This is a genomic window from Clostridium sp. DSM 8431 (assembly GCF_900116755.1).
Taxonomy (GTDB): domain Bacteria; phylum Bacillota; class Clostridia; order Clostridiales; family Clostridiaceae; genus Clostridium.
This window is the reverse complement of sequence record NZ_FPBY01000242.1, coordinates 1-3,694: the sequence shown is the minus strand read 5'-3', so window position 1 is coordinate 3,694 and position 3,694 is coordinate 1. Positions and strand designations below refer to the sequence as shown.

Below are 3,694 nucleotides of genomic sequence, written 5' to 3'. Positions count from 1 at the left end.
AGTAGTATATGAATTTATTCATTACAAAATCAGACAGGTTGAATAAGGAATTAAACAAGCTTTATAAAGTTTTATAAGGTTTTGGCAACGGTAGAAAGAATATTAAATATAAAGATATGTAAAAAACTATTTTTGTGTAATAGCCAGAAAAATAAATTTTATATGCTTATGATGCTCGGTAATAAAAAATTTAAAAGTGGAAATATTTCAAAACAAATAGGTTCTTCAAGATTATCTTTTGCAGATGAAGAGTACATGGAAGAGTTTTTAGATATAAAACCAGGTTCAGTCAGCATTTTAGGACTAATGAACGATATTAATAATAATGTTAAGCTTCTTGTAGATAAAGATCTTCTTAAAGAGGAATATATAGGTTGCCACCCTTGCATTAATACATCAAGTTTGAAGATTAAAACAGAAGATATATTTAGTAAGTTTCTTTCTTATGTTAACCATGAAGTTACATATGTAGATGTAAAATAGTGATTTATTCAACATATTTTATTAAAAAGAGACATTTATTGTATGAAAACTTATTGCTTTTTATTTACGAAAAAGACATAATTATAATAAAAAGGTAAAAAGTGAGGTATATTTATGCAAATTACTATAAAGCCTACACGTACTTGGATTATTGGGGCAGATTTTATTTTAGCAATTATAGTAGTTGTAAATTTATGTCAAAGAAGATTTTATCTTAATATGTCTTTAGGGATAATATTAGGTGTAGCTGCAGGTGTTATATTAACAATACTTATGAAAATTAAAAAAATAGGGAAAGCAGTTCAAGTTGCTGTATCCTATTATTGGGCAACTTTAATTTTTAAGTATTTAGGGGTGCTTAAGGGAGTACAGGGAAGTAAAGAATATTATATTGTTTTAGCTGTAATAACAATTATTATTTCTGCGATACATTTTATGCAGATAGATGAAATACAGATATAAATATAAGGCGTCATAACTTAAATTATGACGCCTTATATTTATGCTAAAGCTGCTATAATCCATGGAATGCCATAAGAAATTATAGACATTATTACTGTAGCTAGTAATAATCCACAAACTATTGCAGGGAATGCTTTTTTAAATTTAATATCTAGAAGAGATGCTATTAAAGAACCAGTCCATGCGCCTGTTCCAGGTAGTGGAATACCAACGAATAAAACTAAACCTAAAAATTCATATTTTTTAATTTGATCACTTTTACTCATAGATTTCTCTTCTAATTTTTCTACAAATGGTCTGAATAATTTTGTTTTCTTAAGCCATCTAAATATTGGAGTTATAAAAAGCAGTATAAAAGGAATAGGAATAAGATTTCCAACTATACAAATACCTATTGCTTCAAATATATTTATACCAAGTAAAGATGCTGCTATTAAACCTCCTCTTAGTTCAAGTATAGGAACCATAGAAATAATAAAAACAATTACTTCTTTTGGAACAGAACCAGACAAGGTGGTTGTAAACCAATCGATTAATGAATTTGCCATAAAAAATCTCCTAATAACTTTATTATATTTTAAAAGAGTATAACATAATTTCTTTAATTCTACAAGGTAGTATAATTATAGAAAAGCCAGTAAAACTGTGGCTTAAAGGGTATAGACTACATAGAATATATTAAGATACTAATGTGTATAAAATGAGGACAATATTGTGTACAAAAAAGGAGATTTTCATATTCATTCAACTGCATCAGATGGTGAATTAAAACCAGGAGAAATTATATTTCTAGCAAAGGATAGAAAGGTAGATATATTAGCTATAACAGACCATAATACAGTATCTGGGGTAAAGCAGGCGGTAAATACGGGGGAATATATACGGGGTGAAAGTTATTCCGGGCATAGAGCTATCTACTAGATATAAAGGAAATAGAGTTCATATACTTGGATATTTTAAAGATAATATTTATGAAAACAAAGAATTTTTAGCTTGCTTGAATAAAATAAAAAAAGGTAGGTTTAAAGAATGTCAAATTGAGTATAGAGAAAAGCTTAAGTTTAAGTCTCAAGGAGGAAAATTAACCACAAAATCAGGAATAGACTTTTTACATTATTTTGGTGGCTTTGTAGTTCTTGCTCATCCAACTCTATTAAAGGAAGAAGTATTTTTAGAGTTGTTTAAGATGAATTTTGATGGTATAGAAGCAAAATATTATAGAAATAAAGATTTTGAAACTGAATACTTCATAAAGATGGCAGGAGAAAAAGGAATAATATATACTGCAGGCTCTGACTTTCATTACTTAAAAAAAGTAGATTTTAAACATGGTACCTTAGGACAGATATATTTAGAGGAAGGAGAAATTGAAAAATTTATAAGTTGTTTATATAAAAAATAGAAAAGTATTTAACATAGTAGGAAAGCTATAATATAAGTAGCTCTATTATGTTAAATACTTTTTCTTAAAAAAGAATGTCTCTTTTGATATAAATTAATATAAGAGTTATGATTGGAATTATTAAAGATATAGATAAATCAATGAAAGTTAAATTAGCAAAAGCAAAGGATAATATTACAGATAGTAAAATAGCTGAAATATATAATATAGTTCCAAGCCTTCTTGAAAATATAAAAAGAATAATTGCAATTATTATAAGCAGAGAAGCTACCGCTTCACCATATAGTTGTGGATAAGATAATGATGAAATGTTAGTAATATTTTCAATCTGTAAGAAGTTCATAGATATTTTTATGGATAATACTGATAGGGCGATTTGGAATATGAATAAGCTTATTAATCCATATCCAATTTCTTTAATCTTTGGTAACATAGAAATACACTCCTTTTATAATGATATAAATAATTATATAAAGAAAAAAATAGCTTTACAACAAAAAAGGTATATAAAGTGAGGTTTTGGAAAATGAAAAGTGGATATATAGATAGTGGTACAGCGAAGATATATTATGAAATTTATGGAGAAGGTAGAAATATAGTGTTTCTTCATGGAAATGGAGAAGATATGACCTATTTTAAACATCAAAAAGATGCCTTTAAAAATAATTATAGACTTATATTTATCGATAGTAGGGGACATGGAAAATCTTCTTTTGGAGATGAAAAGTTATCATTAGATTTAATGAGTAATGACATTATACATGTACTTAATGAACTTAAGATAGATAAATCAGATTTTTTAGGATTTAGTGATGGTGGAAATCTTGCTCTTATGATTGCTATGAAAAAGTCAGACATCTTAAATTCATTAACTGTAGTTGGGGCAAATTTAAAACCTGAAGATTTAATAATAAGTGAAAGAATTCAAATAAAAAAAGAGATTGAATTAGAGGAAGATGATAATAAAAAAGCTATTTTAAAACTTATGATAAATGAACCTAATATTGAAGATAAGGACTTAAATGAAATTTCTACAAAAACTCTAGTTGTTGCAGGGGAAAAAGATCTCATTGAGGAAGATTGTACAAAGAGGATAGCATCAAATATTAAAGATAGTAGCTTAAAGATTTTAAAAGATGCAGATCATTTTCTAATAGATACTATGCCAGATAAGTTTAATAGTATATTTGAAAAATTTTTAAATGCAATATAATTTGTTAATGCTAAAGAAACTATTTTTTTATTATATAGTTTCTTTTTTGTTCGCCCAGCATGTTTGCTGAGCCAGCAGGCTGAAAGAAGCCTGCGTCGCCGTCCCGATAGGAAGACAACTCGAATGCAAGTGCG

Annotated in this window: 6 protein-coding genes and 1 pseudogene; 6 read left to right on the top strand and 1 reads right to left on the bottom strand. The window is 27.3% G+C overall.

What is annotated here, in order from left to right; genetic code table 11:
• Positions 1-90: 90 nt before the first annotated feature.
• Both BM384_RS16125 and BM384_RS16120 read left to right on the top strand, forming a co-directional pair.
• Positions 91-483, top strand: a pseudogene (locus tag BM384_RS16125) (YbaK/EbsC family protein); the annotation flags it as partial.
• A 114-nt stretch (positions 484-597) separates the two neighbouring features.
• A complete protein-coding gene (locus BM384_RS16120) occupies positions 598-945 on the top strand; it encodes a hypothetical protein (protein ID WP_090015152.1) in 348 nt (115 codons plus the stop codon).
• Positions 946-983: 38 nt separating this feature from the next.
• Here BM384_RS16120 and BM384_RS16115 read toward each other — a convergent pair whose 3' ends face one another.
• Complete coding sequence (locus BM384_RS16115) at positions 984-1,493, bottom strand: COG2426 family protein (protein WP_090015150.1); 510 nt, start codon at positions 1,491-1,493, stop codon at positions 984-986.
• A 166-nt stretch (positions 1,494-1,659) separates the two neighbouring features.
• Here BM384_RS16115 and BM384_RS18395 point away from each other — a divergent pair, with 166 nt between their 5' ends.
• The 4 genes from BM384_RS18395 (at position 1,660) to BM384_RS16095 (ending at position 3,560) form a co-directional block, all read left to right on the top strand.
• Positions 1,660-1,866 carry a PHP domain-containing protein gene (locus BM384_RS18395; protein ID WP_242946084.1) on the top strand — a complete coding sequence of 69 codons (207 nt, stop codon included), beginning with the start codon at positions 1,660-1,662 and terminating at the stop codon, positions 1,864-1,866.
• Positions 1,832-2,347, top strand: a complete 516-nt coding sequence (locus BM384_RS16110; protein WP_242946082.1) for a PHP domain-containing protein — start codon at positions 1,832-1,834, stop codon at positions 2,345-2,347. The genes BM384_RS18395 and BM384_RS16110 overlap by 35 nt, the downstream gene beginning before the upstream one ends.
• Positions 2,348-2,454: 107 nt before the next feature.
• Positions 2,455-2,643 carry a hypothetical protein gene (locus BM384_RS16105; RefSeq protein ID WP_090015148.1) on the top strand — a complete coding sequence of 63 codons (189 nt, stop codon included), beginning with the start codon at positions 2,455-2,457 and terminating at the stop codon, positions 2,641-2,643.
• Positions 2,644-2,873: 230 nt separating this feature from the next.
• Positions 2,874-3,560, top strand: coding sequence for an alpha/beta fold hydrolase (locus tag BM384_RS16095; protein ID WP_090015144.1), 687 nt, complete (start codon positions 2,874-2,876; stop codon positions 3,558-3,560).
• Positions 3,561-3,694 lie beyond the last annotated feature (134 nt).

Coding starts and splice junctions, on each gene's coding strand:
- BM384_RS16105 (WP_090015148.1), top strand. CDS start 2,455: ATGATTGGAATTATTAAAGATATAGATAAATCAATGAAAGTTAAATTA.
- BM384_RS16120 (WP_090015152.1), top strand. CDS start 598: ATGCAAATTACTATAAAGCCTACACGTACTTGGATTATTGGGGCAGAT.
- BM384_RS16095 (WP_090015144.1), top strand. CDS start 2,874: ATGAAAAGTGGATATATAGATAGTGGTACAGCGAAGATATATTATGAA.
- BM384_RS16115 (WP_090015150.1), bottom strand. CDS start 1,493: ATGGCAAATTCATTAATCGATTGGTTTACAACCACCTTGTCTGGTTCT.